Origin of the sequence: Pseudomonas sp. LjRoot277, assembly GCF_964253845.1 — a bacterium.
Classification (GTDB): domain Bacteria; phylum Pseudomonadota; class Gammaproteobacteria; order Pseudomonadales; family Pseudomonadaceae; genus Aquipseudomonas.
Genome location: NZ_CAXURI020000001.1, coordinates 15,765 through 31,636 on the forward strand (window position 1 = coordinate 15,765; position 15,872 = coordinate 31,636).

At 58.7% G+C, this 15,872-nt stretch carries 20 protein-coding genes and 1 pseudogene; 11 read left to right on the forward strand and 10 right to left on the reverse strand.

What is annotated here, in order from left to right; all coding sequences use genetic code 11:
* The first annotated feature begins 14 nt into the window (after positions 1-14).
* Genes ACSQ87_RS00075 through ACSQ87_RS00085 form a run of 3 tightly spaced genes read left to right on the forward strand, consistent with a single transcriptional unit; the run spans position 15 to position 2,638 of the window.
* Positions 15-332: a DUF2388 domain-containing protein gene (locus ACSQ87_RS00075; RefSeq protein ID WP_436273118.1), complete on the forward strand. Its 318-nt coding sequence runs from the start codon at positions 15-17 to the stop codon at positions 330-332.
* A 27-nt stretch (positions 333-359) separates the two neighbouring features.
* A complete protein-coding gene (locus tag ACSQ87_RS00080) occupies positions 360-680 on the forward strand; it encodes a DUF2388 domain-containing protein (RefSeq protein WP_046044839.1) in 321 nt (106 codons plus the stop codon).
* Positions 677-2,638, forward strand: a complete 1,962-nt coding sequence (locus ACSQ87_RS00085; RefSeq protein ID WP_436273119.1) for a DUF7844 domain-containing protein — start codon at positions 677-679, stop codon at positions 2,636-2,638. The genes ACSQ87_RS00080 and ACSQ87_RS00085 overlap by 4 nt, the downstream gene beginning before the upstream one ends.
* 110 nt (positions 2,639-2,748) lie before the next feature.
* On the opposite strand, the pseudogene ACSQ87_RS00090 reads toward ACSQ87_RS00085, so the two are convergent.
* The 3 genes and pseudogenes from ACSQ87_RS00090 to trpB form a co-directional block, all read right to left on the reverse strand.
* Positions 2,749-2,841: pseudogene (locus ACSQ87_RS00090) on the reverse strand (anti-virulence regulator CigR family protein); the annotation flags it as partial.
* 121 nt (positions 2,842-2,962) lie between these two features.
* On the reverse strand, positions 2,963-3,775 hold the full coding sequence (gene trpA, locus ACSQ87_RS00095; RefSeq protein ID WP_046044842.1) for a tryptophan synthase subunit alpha: 813 nt from the start codon (positions 3,773-3,775) through the stop codon (positions 2,963-2,965).
* Complete coding sequence (gene trpB, locus ACSQ87_RS00100; protein WP_223432330.1) at positions 3,775-5,010, reverse strand: tryptophan synthase subunit beta; 1,236 nt, start codon at positions 5,008-5,010, stop codon at positions 3,775-3,777. Before trpB ends, trpA begins: the two co-directional genes overlap by 1 nt.
* 126 nt (positions 5,011-5,136) lie before the next feature.
* On the opposite strand from trpB, the gene ACSQ87_RS00105 reads away from it, so the two are divergent.
* Positions 5,137-6,030 (forward strand): LysR family transcriptional regulator, encoded by an 894-nt coding sequence (locus ACSQ87_RS00105; RefSeq protein ID WP_436273120.1) that lies wholly within the window; start codon positions 5,137-5,139, stop codon positions 6,028-6,030.
* Here the strand turns inward: ACSQ87_RS00105 and ACSQ87_RS00110 are convergent.
* Positions 6,027-6,353: a DUF883 family protein gene (locus tag ACSQ87_RS00110; RefSeq protein ID WP_436273121.1), complete on the reverse strand. Its 327-nt coding sequence runs from the start codon at positions 6,351-6,353 to the stop codon at positions 6,027-6,029. The genes ACSQ87_RS00105 and ACSQ87_RS00110 overlap by 4 nt on opposite strands.
* 155 nt (positions 6,354-6,508) lie before the next feature.
* Here ACSQ87_RS00110 and ACSQ87_RS00115 point away from each other — a divergent pair, with 155 nt between their 5' ends.
* Positions 6,509-6,724 carry a dodecin gene (locus tag ACSQ87_RS00115; RefSeq protein WP_008027736.1) on the forward strand — a complete coding sequence of 72 codons (216 nt, stop codon included), beginning with the start codon at positions 6,509-6,511 and terminating at the stop codon, positions 6,722-6,724.
* A 122-nt stretch (positions 6,725-6,846) separates the two neighbouring features.
* The gene (locus ACSQ87_RS00120; RefSeq protein ID WP_150657848.1) at positions 6,847-7,068 is read left to right on the forward strand and encodes a DUF1161 domain-containing protein; all 222 of its coding nucleotides are present in this window, start codon (positions 6,847-6,849) and stop codon (positions 7,066-7,068) included.
* A 68-nt stretch (positions 7,069-7,136) separates the two neighbouring features.
* Here ACSQ87_RS00120 and ACSQ87_RS00125 read toward each other — a convergent pair whose 3' ends face one another.
* On the reverse strand, positions 7,137-8,138 hold the full coding sequence (locus ACSQ87_RS00125) for an LLM class flavin-dependent oxidoreductase (RefSeq protein WP_046044846.1): 1,002 nt from the start codon (positions 8,136-8,138) through the stop codon (positions 7,137-7,139).
* A 241-nt stretch (positions 8,139-8,379) separates the two neighbouring features.
* On the opposite strand from ACSQ87_RS00125, the gene ACSQ87_RS00130 reads away from it, so the two are divergent.
* A complete protein-coding gene (locus tag ACSQ87_RS00130; RefSeq protein ID WP_008152515.1) occupies positions 8,380-8,811 on the forward strand; it encodes an OsmC family protein in 432 nt (143 codons plus the stop codon).
* A 190-nt stretch (positions 8,812-9,001) separates the two neighbouring features.
* Positions 9,002-9,235, forward strand: a complete 234-nt coding sequence (locus tag ACSQ87_RS00135) for a DUF1161 domain-containing protein (RefSeq protein ID WP_150657845.1) — start codon at positions 9,002-9,004, stop codon at positions 9,233-9,235.
* A 6-nt stretch (positions 9,236-9,241) separates the two neighbouring features.
* Here the strand turns inward: ACSQ87_RS00135 and ACSQ87_RS00140 are convergent, their stop codons facing one another.
* Together ACSQ87_RS00140 and ACSQ87_RS00145 are read right to left on the reverse strand one after the other, a co-directional pair.
* Positions 9,242-9,664 (reverse strand): hypothetical protein, encoded by a 423-nt coding sequence (locus tag ACSQ87_RS00140; protein ID WP_436275068.1) that lies wholly within the window; start codon positions 9,662-9,664, stop codon positions 9,242-9,244.
* A 41-nt stretch (positions 9,665-9,705) separates the two neighbouring features.
* Positions 9,706-10,128 (reverse strand): hypothetical protein, encoded by a 423-nt coding sequence (locus tag ACSQ87_RS00145; RefSeq protein WP_223432332.1) that lies wholly within the window; start codon positions 10,126-10,128, stop codon positions 9,706-9,708.
* 59 nt (positions 10,129-10,187) lie between these two features.
* On the opposite strand from ACSQ87_RS00145, the gene ACSQ87_RS00150 reads away from it, so the two are divergent.
* Positions 10,188-11,264 carry an aminopeptidase gene (locus ACSQ87_RS00150; RefSeq protein WP_436273122.1) on the forward strand — a complete coding sequence of 359 codons (1,077 nt, stop codon included), beginning with the start codon at positions 10,188-10,190 and terminating at the stop codon, positions 11,262-11,264.
* A gap of 112 nt (positions 11,265-11,376) precedes the next feature.
* On the opposite strand, the gene ACSQ87_RS00155 is transcribed toward ACSQ87_RS00150, so the two are convergent.
* Both ACSQ87_RS00155 and ACSQ87_RS00160 read right to left on the reverse strand, forming a co-directional pair.
* Complete coding sequence (locus ACSQ87_RS00155) at positions 11,377-12,027, reverse strand: HAD family hydrolase (RefSeq protein ID WP_223432334.1); 651 nt, start codon at positions 12,025-12,027, stop codon at positions 11,377-11,379.
* Positions 12,028-12,053: 26 nt separating this feature from the next.
* A complete protein-coding gene (locus ACSQ87_RS00160) occupies positions 12,054-12,599 on the reverse strand; it encodes a gamma carbonic anhydrase family protein (protein WP_436273123.1) in 546 nt (181 codons plus the stop codon).
* 62 nt (positions 12,600-12,661) lie between these two features.
* Here ACSQ87_RS00160 and prlC point away from each other — a divergent pair, with 62 nt between their 5' ends.
* Complete coding sequence (gene prlC / locus ACSQ87_RS00165) at positions 12,662-14,740, forward strand: oligopeptidase A (RefSeq protein ID WP_223432336.1); 2,079 nt, start codon at positions 12,662-12,664, stop codon at positions 14,738-14,740.
* Positions 14,737-15,024: a YheV family putative zinc ribbon protein gene (locus ACSQ87_RS00170; RefSeq protein WP_436273124.1), complete on the forward strand. Its 288-nt coding sequence runs from the start codon at positions 14,737-14,739 to the stop codon at positions 15,022-15,024. The genes prlC and ACSQ87_RS00170 overlap by 4 nt, the downstream gene beginning before the upstream one ends.
* A gap of 173 nt (positions 15,025-15,197) precedes the next feature.
* Here ACSQ87_RS00170 and ACSQ87_RS00175 read toward each other — a convergent pair whose 3' ends face one another.
* Positions 15,198-15,842, reverse strand: a complete 645-nt coding sequence (locus ACSQ87_RS00175) for a phosphatase domain-containing protein (protein WP_223432337.1) — start codon at positions 15,840-15,842, stop codon at positions 15,198-15,200.
* Positions 15,843-15,872: the final 30 nt, after the last annotated feature.

A 15,872-nucleotide genomic window follows, 5' to 3' on the forward strand; every position in this document is an offset into this window, starting at 1 on the left:
AACTATCGAGTCTCATGCGTTTTCTTTCAAATCTGTTGATCTCTCCGCTTTTCGTGGCAGCCTGCTGGGTGGGCTCGGTCCATGCCTATGACGCCTTCAATCTGTCTACACAAGGCATCGTGGCTACCGGCTACGCCACAAGCATGGTGACCTCCGCACCCTTCGACCGTAAGCTGCTAGTCGCGGCACACGATGACGCTGCGGCGTTCATCGGCAGCGACGGCCAACTGCGAGGAGCACAACTGGAGTCTGCCCTGATTTATCTGCGCCGGACCCAGCCAAAACTTCGTGCCAGCGACCTTGAACTGGCGCAGGCAATTCTCGTCCAATAGTTATCCTTGTTCTTGCGGAGTCGTTCCATGCGTAGCCCCCTGATTGTTGCCGCCCTTGGCCTGCTGTTATTGGCCGATGTGACTCAGGCGCACACCCTGGTTGCCACCAGTAACATCCTCATCAACGCCACCCGCCGCACCCTTGATTTCACTTCCGATACCACGACGTCCATCCGTGACTCGAAGATCGTTCGTGAAGCCCACGACGATGCGGCCAGTTTCGTCGCCAGCGATGGCGAGATTCGTGGCGCGCACCTGGAAGCGGCCTTCAACACGTTGCGCACCCGCGTACCGGAAGCCCGCGACGCCAGTGATCAGGTTCTCGCCGAAGCCATCCTCGCACTGTGAGGTCGCCAGGCGCCTGGTTGTTGGCCGGGGTCATGTTGCTGCTCGGCAACACGGCCCAGGCTGACTTGCAATTAAGGCTTAAAACCGAAGGCCTCAGCCCCGCTCAACAGCAGGCCAGTCAGGCGTTGCTCGATGAAGCCATGCAGGCGCTGCCGCCGCGGTTCATCGAGCAGCTCGACCGACGCATCGACGTCGGCTGGACCGCTGACATGCCGAGCAACGCTTACGGCCAGGCGTCGCTGGTGTCCGAGCTCGATCTGAACCGCAACCTGCTTGCCAGCCTCACTGACGGCAGCGCCGCGACCAAAAAGACTTATCGTCCCCATGGCACCGTACGCCGCGAAATGCTGGCCACGGTGTTGCACGAACTCACCCACATCTATGACCGCTCGCGCCTGTGGCCAAACGCGGAGCGCACGCTGATTCAGCGCTGCACCCGGCGCAACAGCAGCTCAGGGTTGATTGGCATTCCCGATCAATGCCGCGGCCAGTCCGACCGACGCTTTACGCTCAGTGACGACCCGCACCTGCTCGACCTCGCCGGCTGGCCACAGTATGTCGGCCGTCGTGGCGAACGCGAACAGTACAACCGGCAAATTGCCCGCAGCCCGGACATTTACGAGACGAGCAGCCCCAAGGAGTTCGTCGCGGTCAACATGGAATATTTCCTTCTCGACCCGGCCTACGCCTGTCGCCGTCCTGCGTTGTACCGCTACTACAAAGAACATTTCGGCTGGGCGCCCGCCGCTAAAGACACCTGCGGCAAAACCTTCTCCTTCCTCAACGCCGGCAACGACTTCGCCAAAACACCTCTGGGCCAGGTCGATCCGGAACGGGTCTACGCCGTCGACTATCTGCTGGCGGAAGCCAACCAGAACTGGGTCAGCCGCTGGGGTCACAGCATGTTGCGGCTGGTGATCTGCGCACCCGGTCGCCCCCGTGGGCCGGATTGTCGACTGGATCTGGATCAACATCTGGTGTTGTCCTACCGCGCCTTCGTCGGTGACGTGCAACTGTCGAGCTGGGACGGATTGGTGGGCAAATACCCGTCGCGCCTGTTTGTCCTGCCGCTGGCGCAGGTGATCGACGAATACACCAAGACCGAACTGCGCAGTCTGGCTTCGGTGCCGCTGAACCTGTCGCGTAGCGAGATCGACGACGTGGTGGAACACGCCGCCGAAATGCACTGGAGTTACGACGGCAACTACTTCTTCCTATCCAATAACTGTGCTGTAGAGGGCCTGAAGTTACTGCGTAGCAGTACCAACAATACAAAACTGGTCGGGTTGGACAGCATCATGCCCAACGGTTTGCTGGAAGTGCTCAAGGGCCGCGGGCTGGCGGACACCAGCGTGCTGGACGATCCCCGCGAAGCGCTGCGCCTGGGCTACCGATTCGACTCCTTCCGTGATCGTTATCAAGCGATGTTCGAAGTGCTGAAGAAGCACTTGCCGATAAAGCAGGAAAAGGTCGAAGACTGGCTCTCATTAAAAGCTGAAGAGCGCCGACAATGGATCGACCAAGCCGATTTGCGCACCAGCGCAGCATTGCTGTTATTGGAGCAGGCAGCCTTCCGCCAACAATTGGTGCTGGCTCAGGACGAAGTAAAGCAGCGCTATCTGGGCGCTCGGGAACTGAAGAACGGCGGCATGGACAAGGCCAACGCGACTTTGCAGCAAATTCTTGCCAACAGCGGCTTCCTCAGCCGTCCGGCGGAGTTGCTCGGCACCGGCGGTTATGGATTACCGCAGCCAAGTGAGTGGCAACGGCTGGAGTCGGAAAGCAGCCTGCGGCAGAAGCAGCTTCAGGCTCTCACAGGCGATCTGGACAAAGAGGTGAGAGCACTGCTCGAACCGAGCCGTGCAGCCGAGATGGCCGCCAATGAAGCCAACCTGAAGCAGGTTGGCGAGCATCTGAGGAAGTTGCACAAGGCTGCGGGCGGGTTGGAGTTGCCGTAACCAACAGGCTTCGCGGCTAATCCGCGAAGCCTTCAACACCTACCTGCTATTCAAAGCACCCCTTCGAGAATTTCATAAACGATCCCGGTTCCTACGGCGATCAGCTCAATGTCGTCGCGCTGATCAGCACTCGCATTCAGCAACGGGGTGGCACTGAGCATCAACACACCCAGGCTGGCCATCAGACGTTTCGGCATTTTCATTGGGTCTTTCCTCACCGCACATACAGCAAAAAGGGCTTCAGAACGTAGTCCTGAAGCCCTCGGTCTTGCTGTTTAGTCTGTACCGCGAGGCTCTAATTCCTCTGTATCAGGAACTTTACCTTCAGCTGACGCGGGCTTTACGCACGCCTTCGGCCAGCGCCGAGCAAAGGCTCAACACGCCATCAACTGCCTGATCCGGCGTTGACGCATTGGCGATGTGATCGATCAACGCCGAACCCACCACCACGCCATCAGCCAGACGCGCGATGGACGCCGCTTGCTCCGGTGTACGAATACCGAAACCGATGCTGATCGGCAGATCGGTATGGCGACGAAGACGCGCAACGGCTTCTTCAACATGCTCCAGCGTCGCCGCGCCCGCACCGGTCACACCGGCAACAGACACGTAATAGACGAAGCCGGAGCTGCCGTTCAGGACGGTCGGCAGACGTACATCATCAGTCGTCGGGGTGGTCAGACGGATGAAGTCCAGACCGGCAGCCTGGGCCGGATCGCACAGTTCGCCGTTATGCTCCGGCGGCAGATCGACCACGATCAGACCATCAACGCCGGCCTCTTTGGCGTCGGCGATGAAGCGCGGCACGCCATACATGTGAATCGGGTTGAAGTAACCCATCAGCACCAGCGGCGTCTCGGTATTGCCCTCACGGAACTCGCGAACCATTTGCAGGGTTTTCGCCAGGTTCTGTTTGGCGCCGAGGGCGCGGATGTTGGCCAACTGGATTGCCGGGCCATCGGCCATCGGATCGGTGAAGGGCATGCCCAACTCGATCACGTCGGCACCGGCGCCAGGCAGGCCTTTGAGGATCGCCAGAGAGGTGTCATAGCTCGGGTCGCCAGCGGTCACGAAGGTCACCAGGGCGGCACGATTCTGTTCCTTGAGTTCGGCAAAACGCGTTTGCAGGCGGCTCATCAGTGTTTCTCCTGCTTGGACTGCTCTTGTTGAGAGTTTTCCATGTGGTGCATCACGGTTTGCATGTCTTTGTCGCCACGACCGGACAGGTTGACCACCATCAGGTGATCCTTCGGCAGGTTCGGTGCGCGCTTGAACACTTCGGCCAAGGCATGGGCGCTTTCCAGTGCAGGAATAATCCCTTCCAGACGGCAGCATTTGTGGAATGCATCGAGGGCTTCGTCGTCGGTTACCGAGGTGTACTGGACGCGGCCGATGTCATGCAACCAGGCGTGTTCCGGGCCAATGCCTGGATAGTCGAGGCCGGCAGAGATCGAGTGAGCGTCGATGATCTGACCATCGTCGTCCTGCAGCAGGAAGGTACGGTTGCCGTGCAGTACGCCCGGTACACCGCCGTTCAGGCTGGCCGCGTGCTTGCCGGTTTCGATGCCGTAGCCGGCCGCTTCAACGCCGATGATCTCGACGCTTTTGTCGTCGAGGAACGGGTGAAACAGGCCCATGGCGTTGGAGCCGCCACCGATGCACGCCACCAGGCTGTCCGGCAGACGACCTTCCTGGTCCTGCAGTTGCGTACGGGTTTCTTTGCCGATAACGGCCTGGAAGTCGCGAACCATCGCTGGATAAGGGTGCGGACCGGCCACAGTGCCGATCAGGTAGAAGGTGCTGTCGACGTTGGTCACCCAGTCACGCAGGGCTTCGTTCATCGCATCTTTCAGGGTGCCGGTACCGGCCACGACCGGGATCACTTCGGCGCCCAGCAGCTTCATGCGAAATACGTTGGCCTGCTGACGTTCGATGTCAGTGGTGCCCATGTAAATCACGCAATCGAGGCCAAAACGCGCAGCCACGGTGGCGGTCGCCACGCCGTGCATGCCAGCACCGGTCTCGGCGATGATGCGTTTCTTGCCCATGCGCCGCGCCAGCAGGATCTGGCCGATGCAGTTGTTGATCTTGTGCGCGCCGGTGTGGTTCAGCTCTTCGCGCTTGAGGTAAATCTTCGCGCCGCCGCAGAATTCTGTCAGACGTTCGGCAAAGTACAGTGGGCTTGGGCGACCCACGTAGTCGCGCTGGAAGTAGGCCAATTCTTCTTTGAATGCAGGATCATCCTTGGCCAATTCGTATTCACGGGCCAGATCGAGGATCAACGGCATCAGGGTTTCGGCGACGTAACGGCCGCCGAACGCGCCAAACAGGCCGTTGGCGTCGGGGCCGTTGCGCAGATTAGTCTGGGTCATGGGTCGCTCCAGTTGAATGCGTGGGATGATGCTTTTGAAGAGAGAGTGGGCTTCACTCTACCCCTGACGCCTCAGGCTGAAAACCGATAAGATCGCTGCAACCTGTCAGGAAAACTCACAGATCTCATGAGCCATGACCTTCCCCCGCTGAACGCCCTTCGGGCCTTCGAAGCCACTGCACGCCTGAACAGCGTCAGCAAGGCCGCCGAACAGCTGCACGTCACCCATGGTGCGGTCAGCCGGCAACTCAAGGTGCTTGAAGAACACTTGGGCGTGAGCCTGTTCATCAAGGATGGTCGCGGCCTTAAACTCACAGATGCCGGCATTCGTTTGCGCGATGCCAGCGGCGAGGCGTTCGAGCGTTTACGGACTGTGTGTGCAGAGCTGACCCAAAGCACCGCCGATGCACCGTTCGTACTGGGTTGCTCGGGTAGCTTGTTGGCACGCTGGTTTATTCCCAGGTTGGGACGATTGAATACCGACCTGCCGGACCTGCGCCTGCACCTGTCGGCTGGCGAGGGTGATCTCGATCCACGTCGCCCGGGGCTGGACGCTTTGCTGGTGTTTGCCGAGCCACCGTGGCCAGCGGACATGCAGGTCTATGAGTTGGCGAGCGAACGGATCGGCCCGGTCATGAGCCCGCGATTCGCGGGCTACGAACGACTGCAAAATGCACCGCCCGCAGCGCTGCTGAGCGAGCCAGTGCTGCACACCACCTCACGCCCTCAGGCCTGGCCTAGTTGGGCGCAGCAAAGTGACCTCGACGCCAAAGCATTGAAGTACGGACAGGGTTTCGAGCATTTGTATTATTTGCTGGAGGCAGCAGTGGCCGGCCTGGGTGTGGCGATTGCGCCCGAGCCGCTGGTGGCCGAGGACTTGAAGGCCGGGCGCCTGGTTGCCCCATGGGGCTTCAGTGAAACCCCGGCGCAACTGGCGTTGTGGCTACCCAAGCGCGCCGCGGACGGGCGCGCTCGGCAACTGGCGCAGTGGCTCAAAAACGAGCTGCGCCAGACAGATTAGTCACCACGTTTGAACAGCAGATAAGCCGCGAGCAGACCCAATGCACCGACAGCCACACCCGCTGTCGTCCAAGGGTGTTCCTGGGCGTAGTCGCGCGTGGCAATCCCGGTTTCACGGGTTTTGACTTTGACGTCTTCGTACGCATCGCTGAGCAGATGGCGCGAATGCTTCAGCGCGTTCTCGGCGCTGCTTTTCAAGGCTTTAAGGGTTTTACGCGACTCGTCCGAGGCGTCGTCCTTCAGGTTTTCCAAAGACTTCAGCAGACTCTCGATCTCGGCTTCCATGCTTTGCAATGAGGCTTTACGTAAAGAGGTGTTGGCCATGGTGGCTCTCCTGCATTGATTGAGTTGCGTGTGTTGGTTGGGACTTCAGGGGTTCGAGAAAGTGCAGTAAATCTGAACTTCCACTTCGGATTGACCGACAGAAGTAATACGAAAAATCACTGCTAGTCTGTATTTCACACCCTGAGGAGAACGCCATGACTGACCATCACACCTACAAGAAAGTCGAACTCGTCGGCTCGTCCACCAGCAGCATTGAAGACGCCATCAACAACGCACTGGCCGAGGCCAGCAAAAGCCTCAAATATATGGAATGGTTTGAAGTGACCGAAACCCGCGGGCACATCAAGGACGGTAAGGCAGCGCACTTTCAGGTGACGCTCAAAGTCGGGTTCCGGATTGCCAGTAGCTGAGTTTGAGCTAGTCTTCTGAGCCTGCGCGCTGGCCGAGCGCCATAGGGAATGGCAAAGCGCTACATATTTACATCCGGCTGATTGCTGGGTGCCCCTATTGACCCGACCAGGGAATGCGACCGATGAAGAATTTTATTTTGGCGGTAGGATTGTTGAGTCTTGCGGGAACAGCCCTGGCTCAGGGCAAGTCGTGTGAAGAGCTAAAAGCCGAAATCGCCGCGAAACTGGATGCCAAGGGCATTGCTGGTTATACACTTGAAATCGTTGATAAAGGCACCGCTGCTGGCGGGAAAGTCGTCGGCACTTGTGAAAAAGGCTCCAAGGTAATCGTCTATACGAAGTAGGCTGATTACTGCGCATATGAAAAAGCCGACGCAATGACGTCGGCTTTTTTGCGCTCGCTATTTGAGCGTCAGCCCTTCATGACCTGGGCCAGCAGCTCATAAGAGTGCACGCGATCGGCATGTTCATACAGGTCGCAGGTAAAAATCAGCTCGTCCGCCTGGGTCTGCTCGATCAGCACTTCCAGTTTGGCGCGGATTTTCTGCGGACTGCCAACCATCGCCAGACCAAGGAAATCGCCGACCGCCTCTTTCTCATGAGGCAGCCACAGGCCGTCCATGGTTTTTACCGGAGGACGTTGCACCAGGCTCTGGCCACGCATCAACGCAAGGATGCGCTGATAGACCGAGGTCGCCAGATAATCGGCCTGCTCGTCGGTGTCTGCAGCCACCAACGGCACACCGAGCATCACGTAAGGCTTATCCAATATTGCTGAAGGCTTGAAGTGGTTGCGATAGACGCGAATGGCCTCATGCATGAAGCGCGGTGCGAAATGTGAGGCGAAGGCGTAGGGCAAACCGCGTTCACCCGCCAGTTGTGCACTGAACAAACTGGAGCCCAGCAGCCAGACGGGGACATTGGTGCCGGTGCCTGGCATTGCGATGATCCGCTGGTCCGGAGTACGTGGGCCGAGGTAACGCATCAGTTCGGCAACATCTTCCGGGAAATCGTCGGCGCTGCCAGAGCGTTCACGACGCAAAGCGCGGGCGGTCATCTGGTCGGAACCGGGTGCACGGCCCAGGCCCAGGTCGATCCGGCCCGGGTACAGACTTTCGAGCGTGCCGAACTGCTCGGCGATCACCAGCGGCGCGTGGTTTGGCAGCATCACACCGCCCGAGCCAACACGAATGGTCGAGGTGCCGCCCGCCAGGTAGCCAAGCAGTACCGAAGTCGCCGAACTGGCAATGCCGTCCATGTTGTGGTGTTCGGCAACCCAGAAACGGTTGTAGCCGAATTTTTCGACGTGCTGCGCCAGGTCCAGGGAATTGCGCAGCGACTGGGCCGCGCTGCCGTTCTCCCGCACGGGCACCAGATCGAGGGTCGAGAACTTGATATCGGACAGTCGTTTCATAAGCCTGCTTCTCCAATTGAGGGCGCAGGTTTTTTCTTACAAACGAAAACCTGCCGAATCTATAAGCGTGATTCATGCAATGAGGGCATATACCCGAGTTTCAATGGCAGAGCCAAAATTCCTACGAAATAAGAGGACCGATCAGATCAGGTGAACTTTGCATCACGGTCTATCCTCAGAACCCTAGCAACCGAAAACCACAAAGGCGCGACGCTTCGTGCCGGATCTTGAGGAGGCAGACATGGCTATTACGAAGAAAGCATCGGCTCACTGGGAAGGTGACCTGAAAACCGGTATCGGCTCGATTTCCACGGAAACCGGTGTCCTCAGAGAAGCGCCCTACGGCTTCAAGGCACGTTTCGAAGGCGGCAAGGGCACCAATCCGGAAGAGCTGATCGGAGCAGCGCACGCGGGCTGCTTCTCCATGGCGTTTTCGATGATTCTCGGCGATGCCGGTCTCAAGGCTGACAGCATCGATACCAATGCCGAAGTCACCCTGGACCAGGTGGACGGCGGATTCGCGATCACGGCAGTGAAATTGATCCTCAAAGCGAAGATTCCTGGGGCGACTCAGGCTCAATTTGAGGAATTGAGCAATAAAGCCAAAGAAGGCTGCCCGGTATCCAAAGTGCTGAATGCGAAAATCAGTCTGGATGCGACGCTGGTCAGCTAAATTCCCGTTGACGCGAAAAGATCGCAGCCTTCGGCAGCGCCTACATGGGATTGCAATACACCTGTAGGAGCTGCCGAAGGCTGCGATCTTTTTTGTACGGAAACAAAACCTGGTTAGCGAGATTGTGGTCGAATAAATGACAGCAGCTAAAACGCATCATCGTGCGCGCTGCCTCAAAGGAGCTTCAACCATGAAACGTTTTGCCTTGGCAATTATCTGTTGCGCGCTGGCCACATCGGCCCTGGCGGCACCGAAATCCTGTGAAGAACTCAAGGCCGAGATTGAAGCCAAGATCCAGGCCAATAACGTCTCGTCCTACACGCTGGAAATCGTCACCAACGACGAAGTACACGATCAGAATATGGTCGTTGGCTCGTGCGAAGGCGGCACGAAGAAAATCATCTACCAGAAGAACGACCGCTGATTCACCTCACAGGAGGCAATAGGACTCTCGATCTTCAGCGACAATCTCCCGCTTGGCGTTGTACAACCGGGCGCCGGGAGTAAACGCTATCGACTGGCCTACCAGCACATAACGTTGGCCGGCTTCGAAATGATCGTAGTTGATGGTCAGGTAGCACAAGCGTTCCGAGGGGCCGTTCATCATGCTCAGGCCCCCACCACCGGGCACTTCAAAGTCGAATCGAACGATCAGCTCATGGCTACCGGGGGTGACCTGGAAAAAACGCCCGTCACGCAATCGCTGATTGTCCAGTCGTTCGGCCATCAGCAATTTATCGTTGGGGAATGGCGTAGAAAACTCGACCCACGCCATCTGCGGATTAACCGCTGGCAACGGACTCTGACAGCCAGCAACGATGCTTGCAGCAAGTAACAGCGTTAACCTGCGCATGATGATCTTTCTCAAGGACTAGTCCTTTAGAATAACGCCGATCAGATGCGTTGGCAGCCTGCCGGTACACCCTGGCCAATCACTTTTCGCTGCTGATCATAGAGCTTTGCCCACGGCCGAAAACCGATATTTCCTGCTTTCAGCTGATACCGCTCGCCGGCATTGAAGTCGTTGAATTTCACGTTTAGCTGACAGTCTCGCCACAGTGGTTCGGCGTCGGGTCCGATGTTGCTTGGCGCGACCGGGAATTGGTAACGAACCGTCAGTTCATGGCTACCCGGCTGAACCTCGAAATAGCGCTTGTCGGTGGCGGCCTCGTCATCGACTTCCAGCGCTTGCAGCGCGGTGTCTTCCTGCTTCGACTCCAGATCGATCCACGCTTGAGCCGGATCATGGCGGGGTAATCCGAATCCAGCACAACCTGCCAGCATCAACAGGCTTCCTGTCAGCATCAACATGCGCATAGCGGAGCTCCAGTCAGGCGGGATAGTCTTGCGGGCAGACTCTCCAGGGATGATTCATTTTGATCAGGCCGCTTCCAAGCCTTGGGTTACTTGATCGCGTTTTACGCATTTTGTTTCCGGGTGTGTTGTTTTTGTTTCTCAACGGTTGCGCCGGCGTCAGCTATTACGGCCAATTGGCCAGTGGTCAGCTGCAATTGCTGCGGGCGCGGGAGCCGGTTTCCAGAGTGATTGCCGATCCGGGTCGCGATCCGCTATTGCGTGCGCACCTGACTCAATCGCAAAAGGCCCGCACCTTCGCCAGCCAACAGCTGCAGCTGCCGGATAACCAGAGTTACCGTTTGTACGCCGACATTGGCCGGCCGTTCGTAGTCTGGAACGTGTTTGCCACGCCGGAATTTTCCCTGACACCGCAGAACCATTGCTTTCCGATCGCCGGCTGCGTCGCCTATCGCGGTTATTACAGTCAGAGCGCGGCCCGCGGTGAAGCGGCGTTGCAACGTTTGCAAGGTATGGACGTGTCGATCGGCGGCGTCGAGGCTTATTCGACGCTCGGCTGGTTCAACGATCCGATTATCAGTTCGATGATGGCCTGGGGTGACGAACGATTGGCCACGCTGATCTTCCATGAACTGGCGCATCAACGTTTTTATGTGAAGGACGACACCGAGTTCAATGAGTCTTTCGCCACCTTCGTCGAACAGGAAGGCACCCGCCAATGGCGTGCATTCCGCAGCTTGCCACCGGACAGCGGCGCGCAGTTGCAGCAACGGGACCAGTTCATTCAATTGGTTCTGGATACCCGCACGCGACTTGAACGGCTGTACACCCTGCCCCTGCCCGTCGACCAGATGCGCCAGCGCAAAGCCGACGAGTTCGAACGATTGCGGGGTGAATACCGGCAGCTGCGCGACAGCCAATGGGCTGGGGACAAACGCTATGACGCGTGGATCAATGCGCCGATGAACAATGCCCGGCTGTTGCCATTTGGGCTGTACGACCAATGGGTGCCGGCGTTTGCAGCGTTGTTCAAACAGGTGGGTGGGGATTGGGTGAAGTTTTATGCGGCAGTCGAGCAGCTTGGCGCGTTGTCGGTTGCAGAACGAAAAGCCACGCTGAGGAAGCTGACAGACAAATAATGTTGTGGCGAGGGAGCTTGCTCCCGTTCGGCGGCGACGCCATGTGGTACCTGCCGATTTTGGGGCCGCTCCGCGACCCAGCGGGAGCAAGCTCCCTCGCCACAATTTAGTATCAGCCCCGCAAAAACGCCTGATGCATCTCTTCCAGCGTTTCGAAGTGCCAGGTCGGGGCTTCAGCGCTCAACTCTTCCCGGCTTCCGAAACCATAACCAACAGCCGCTGCATCCAGCCCATTGCTGCGCGCACCGATCAAATCGTGTTTACGATCGCCGATCATCAGGGTGTTGGCCGGGTCCAGGCCTTCTTCGGCCATCAAGTGGGCGATCAGCTCGACTTTGTTGGTCCGGGTTCCATCCAGTTCGCTGCCATAGATCACTTTGAAGTGCTTGGCGAAGTCGAAGTGCCGGGCAATTTCCCGGGCGAAAATCCACGGTTTGGACGTTGCGATGTACAGCTGTCGCCCTTGCCCTCCGAGGGTTTCCAGCAATGGTGTGACGCCGTCGAACACGCGGTTCTCGTACAGGCCGGTGACCTTGAAGCGTTCGCGATAGAAGTTCACCGCTTCCCACGCCTTGGGCTCGTCGAAGTCGTAGAACTGCATGAACGCCTGCAATAACGGCGGGCCGATGAAGTGTTCAAGTTTGGTCAGGTCGGGTTCATCGATGCCCAGTTTGCTCAAGGCGAACTGGATCGAACGGGTGATGCCCTCGCGTGGATCGGTCAGGGTGCCATCGAGGTCGAACAATACGGTTTGGTAATGCATGTTGAATCCTGAATAAGGGCGCAGGGTCAGAGCGGGTCGTAGCCTTCGGCCAGATGCAAATTCTTGAGCTTCACGTAGTTCGCGGCGCTGTAGGTGAAAAAGGCTTTTTCCTTGTCAGTCAGCGGTCGAATCTGCTTCACCGGGCTGCCCACATAAAGGAAGCCGCTTTCCAGGCGTTTGCCCGGGGGCACCAGGCTTCCAGCACCGATAATCACGTCGTCCTCGACCACCGCACCGTCCATGACGATGCTGCCCATGCCGATCAGAATCCGACTGCCCACGGTGCAGCCGTGGAGCATGACTTTATGCGCGATGGTCACATCGTCGCCAATCAGCAACGGAAAGCCATCGGGATTGAACGGCCCGGCGTGGGTGATGTGCAGCACACAGCCGTCCTGCACGCTGGTGCGCGCGCCGATACGGATGCGGTGCATGTCGCCACGAATCACCGTCAGCGGCCACACCGAGCTGTCTTCGCCGATTTCAACGTCGCCGATCACCACCGCCGAACCGTCGACAAAGGCGCCTTTGCCCAGTAGCGGCGTGTGGTTCTGATACTTGCGAAGGGTCACGATAGGCTCTCTCTCTTTTGCTGATAGCTGCGGTGAGCGTCGATTGTAATTAAGATGGCGCAATGTTTCTTCCAGCCAAGGTGCCAAACGTGAGTGTGAACAACCCTCTTTTGCAGTCCTACGACCTGCCGCCGTTCTCGGCGATCCGGGCCGAACACGTGCAACCGGCCATCGAACAGATCCTGGCTGACAACCGCGCCGCCATTATCGAGATCCTCAAAACCCAGGGCAAACAACCAACCTGGGCCGGCCTGGTGCTGGCAATGGACGAGCTGAATGATCGACTGGGCGCCGCCTGGAGCCCGGTCAGCCACCTGAATGCCGTGTGCAACAGCGCCGAATTGCGCGAAGCCTACGAGTCCTGCCTGCCGGCCTTGAGCGCCTACTCCACCGAATTGGGCCAGAACCGCGAGTTGTTCGAGGCGTTCGAAGCGCTGGCCAACAGCCCCGAAGCTGCCGGTTTCGAGGTGGCGCAGAAAACTATCCTGGAACACTCCCTGCGTGACTTCCGCCTGTCGGGTATCGACCTGCCGGAAGCCGAACAAAAGCGTTACGCCGAAGTGCAGAGCAAATTGTCGGAGCTGGGCAGCCGCTTCTCCAACCAATTGCTCGACGCCACTCAGGCCTGGACCAAACACGTCACTGACGAAGCTACCCTCGCCGGCCTGACCGATTCGGCCAAGGCGCAAATGGCCGCGGCTGCACAGGCCAAAGGCCTGGAAGGCTTCCTGATCACCCTGGAATTCCCGAGCTACTACGCGGTGATGACCTACGCCCACGACCGCTCCCTGCGCGAAGAAGTCTACGCCGCCTACTGCACCCGTGCGTCGGACCAAGGCCCGAATGCCGGTCAGAACGATAACGGCCCGGTCATGGAAGAAATCCTCGACCTGCGTCAGGAGCTTGCAAAACTCTTGGGTTTCGCCAGCTTCTCGGAGCTGAGCCTGGCCACCAAAATGGCCGAATCCAGCGATCAGGTGCTGAGTTTCCTGCGCGATCTGGCCAAGCGCAGCAAACCATTCGCCGCCCTGGATCTGGAACAGCTCAAGGCGTACGCCGCCGAACAAGGCTGCCCGGACCTGCAAAGCTGGGACAGCGGTTTCTACGGTGAAAAGCTTCGCGAGCAGCGCTACAGCGTCGCCCAGGAAACCCTTCGCGCTTACTTCCCGATCGACAAAGTGCTGGGCGGTCTGTTTGCTATCGTCCAGCGTCTGTACGGCATCGAAATCGCCGAACTGAAAGGCTTCGACACCTGGCACCCGGATGTTCGCCTGTTCGAAATCAAGGAAAACGGCCAGCACGTCGGCCGCTTCTTCTTCGACCTCTACGCCCGCGCCAACAAGCGTGGCGGTGCCTGGATGGACGGCGCCCGCGACCGTCGCCGCACGATCAGCGGCGTATTGCAAAGTCCGGTGGCGAATCTGGTGTGCAACTTCACCCCGGCCGATAGCGGCAAACCAGCGCTGCTGACCCACGACGAAGTGACCACCTTGTTCCACGAATTCGGTCACGGCCTGCATCACCTGTTGACCCGCGTTGAACACGCCGGCGTATCCGGCATCAACGGCGTGGCCTGGGATGCGGTCGAGCTGCCAAGCCAGTTCATGGAGAACTGGTGCTGGGAGCCTGAAGGTCTGGCGCTGATCTCCGGTCACTACGAAACCGGCGAACCGCTGCCTCAGGACCTGCTGGAGAAAATGCTCGCCGCGAAGAACTTCCAGTCCGGTCTGATGATGGTCCGCCAGCTGGAGTTCTCGCTGTTCGACTTCGACCTGCACGCCACCCACGGTGACGGCCGTAGCGTGGCGCAGGTACTTGAAGGTGTGCGCGACGAGGTGTCGGTGATGCGTCCACCGGCCTACAACCGTTTCCCGAACAGCTTCGCCCACATCTTCGCCGGCGGTTACGCGGCGGGTTACTACAGCTACAAATGGGCGGAAGTGCTGTCGGCGGATGCCTTCTCGAAATTCGAAGAAGAAGGCGTACTCAACGCCGAGACCGGCCGCGCCTTCCGCGAAGCGATCCTGGCGCGCGGTGGCTCCCAGGAACCGATGGTGCTGTTCGTCGACTTCCGCGGACGCCCGCCGTCGATTGACGCACTCTTGCGCCACAGCGGCCTGAGTGAGGTCGCGGCAGCATGAGCGAGGGGCCTGTGAAGACGAAAAAACGCTTTATCGCCGGGGCAGTCTGCCCGGCCTGCAGCGAGCCGGACAAGTTGATGATGTGGAACGAAGACGAAGTCCCGCACCGCGAGTGCGTGGCCTGCGGTTATTCCGATACGTTGAATGAACAAGGCCTGTCCGTGCCCAAGGAATTGGGCACGCGGGTCAACATTGCGGCGCTGAAGGTGCCGGACGCCAAGGTTCAGGCCGTACAGTTTTTCCCGAACCCGAAGCTGAAGAAAAAGCCTGACGAGCAACACTGAGCCAACACCACCTTCCACTCCTGAATGGATTGGAAGGTGGTATCTATCTACCACCTTTCCCCTGCGCTTCCTTTATAGGCTGACCACATTCAGCCTTTACTCAAGGAAGACGCCATGCCCGACACCAATCCGCTTTTACAGGCCCAGAGGCCGTTGCCCGCTGACGCAACGGTTTACTCGATGTGGGCCGATTTGAACCAGCTCTTCATCGAACAACTGGCGAACGGACTCGTGCTGCAATCGCCGTTGGCCAGCGCGGTGCGGAGCTTGTCGACATCGGCCTGCATCATGTAACGGATGCCGTCCTTGAAATGAGTGCTGTCACCAAAGCCGCCCTGGGTCATTTCGTTCAGGGCGTCTTCCTTGCTCCAGCCCTGCACCACGACCCGGTACATGGCCGCCATCAGGCCCGTGCGGTCCGAACCATGTTTGCAGTGCATCAGCACCGGTCCCTTGGCTTCGGCAGTCTGGATCGTACGAAGGGCTTTGAGTACATCCGCGTCATCCACATGGTTGGTGCGATATGGCAGCTGTACTTGTGCGATACCTGGCGTCGCCAACCAGCTTGAATCCGACTCGGGCAGGAACGTGATAACCGTCCCGACCTTGAGTTTTTCCAGTAACGGCACGGCGCCTCTGTCGGGCAATGCGCTGCGATAGAGCGTCGGGGACATTTTGAAGAGGTTGTATTGCACCTCGACCGATTGAGCCCACTCCGCAGGTCGGGGCAACGCACTGTCGTCGGCAAGGGCCAGCGTCAGGTTCAAAAGTGCGGCCAGCGACAGGCAGATCGCTGGGATGCAACGCGATAGAGACATGCTCGGGGTGACCGTTCAGGAAGAATCGGG